The sequence below is a fragment of the Ruminococcus callidus ATCC 27760 genome, from assembly GCF_000468015.1.
In the GTDB taxonomy this organism is placed as follows: domain Bacteria; phylum Bacillota; class Clostridia; order Oscillospirales; family Ruminococcaceae; genus Ruminococcus_C; species Ruminococcus_C callidus.
In genome coordinates this window covers 1-1586 of the sequence record NZ_KI260302.1, presented here as the reverse complement: position 1 = coordinate 1586, position 1586 = coordinate 1, and the positions used below count along the sequence as shown (strand labels likewise).

Sequence of the window (1586 nt, the reverse complement as noted above, 5' to 3'; positions counted from 1 at the left end):
GCTAGCGCGTCTGCCAATTCCGCCATATCCGCATAGATACGCTTTCTCGACTATATGAACTTTTGCATCAATGAAAACATGGTGCGGATAAGAGGACTTGAACCTCCACCCCCTTGCGAGGACTAGCACCTGAAGCTAGCGCGTCTGCCAATTCCGCCATATCCGCATTTCGCATGCCGTGTTTTCAGCGACAAGAATTATTATAGCACAACACTTTCGATTTGTCAAGCCTTTTTTTCAAATTTTTTCGATTTTTTCTGATTTCTTTGAGAGTGCCGAAAAGTCACGCAATTTCAGGGCTTTTCTTCTACCTGCACAAATACTTGCACAAAATGATAAACTGTGATATAATAGAAAAGCATTATTCCGAATCGAATTCTGGAATCATTTGTAGGGGGAATCACAATGGAACATTATTTGGATAACGCTGCAACGACCAAGCCGTGTGCAGAAGCTGCTGCGGCAGTGATGAGCTGCATCTCTGCACATTACGGCAATCCGTCCTCGCTGCACCGCAAGGGACTGGAGGCACAGCACGAAGTGGAATACGCCCGCAATCAGATCGCCGGTGCTCTGGGCTGCAAGGCACAGGAAATCGTTTTCACTTCCGGTGCGACAGAAAGTTCCAATCTGGCGATCCGCGGGGCGGCGGCAGCATACGGCAGAAAGCGAAAGAAAATCGTTGCCAGTGCTGTGGAGCACGCTTCTGTGAAAGCAACTCTTTCCTATCTGAAAACGCTGGGCTTTACGGTCGTTACCGTGCCGCCGGCTGCGGACGGAGAGTATCATACAGAAGACTTTCTGCGGGAAATAGACAGCAGCGTCTGTCTGGTGAGCATGATGCTGGTGAACAATGAAAACGGCTGCCGGCTGCCGGTGGAAAACGTATTCCGCATGGTGAAGCGAAATGATCCGGAAATCATCACACACTGTGATGCCGTACAGGGATTCCTGAAAATTCCGTTTAAGCCGAGAACACTCTGTGCCGATCTGGTTTCAGTCAGCGGGCACAAGGTACATGCTTTAAAAGGTGTCGGTGCTCTGTATATCCGGCATGGCGTGCGGGTGAAACCGATCCTGTGCGGCAGCGAACAGGAACGGGGGCTGCGTCCGGGCACAGAAAGTGTGCCGTTGATTGCTTCGTTCGGGGCGGCAACGGAAAAGCTGTCCCTGAACATCGAAGAACGTCTGGAACGGGTTTCTCAGCTTCGCAGCAGTCTGATCGCACAGCTGCGGGAAATGGACGGCGTGATCATTCGGGACATAGAGGGAGCATCTCCCTATGTGCTGAACATTTCCCTGCTGGGCTATCGCTCGGAGATCGTGCTGCACTATCTGGAGCAGCGGGAAGTCTATGTTTCCAGCGGCTCGGCATGTTCCAAGGGAGCCAGCAGCGGCGTACTGGAATTATTCGGGGCAAAGCCCGCAGAGGTGGACAGTGCCCTGCGAATCAGCTTCTGTGCAGAGAACACAGAGGAGGACATTGCGGCACTGGTACAGGGACTGCGGGACGCACAGAAAGAACTGATGCACTGATACGGCAGAAATGCTGAAGGCAATACCGCACAAAGATTGTGCGACAGATG

At 52.0% G+C, this 1586-nt stretch carries 1 protein-coding gene and 1 tRNA gene; one reads left to right on the top strand and one right to left on the bottom strand.

Annotated features, from left to right (window positions below):
- Nucleotides 1–79 precede the first annotated feature (79 nt).
- Nucleotides 80–166: transfer RNA gene (locus tag RUMCAL_RS01805), tRNA-Leu, on the bottom strand.
- Nucleotides 167–405: 239 nt separating this feature from the next.
- On the opposite strand from RUMCAL_RS01805, the gene RUMCAL_RS01800 reads away from it, so the two are divergent.
- Complete coding sequence (locus RUMCAL_RS01800; RefSeq protein ID WP_021680727.1) at nucleotides 406–1536, top strand: cysteine desulfurase family protein; 1131 nt, start codon at nucleotides 406–408, stop codon at nucleotides 1534–1536.
- Nucleotides 1537–1586 lie beyond the last annotated feature (50 nt).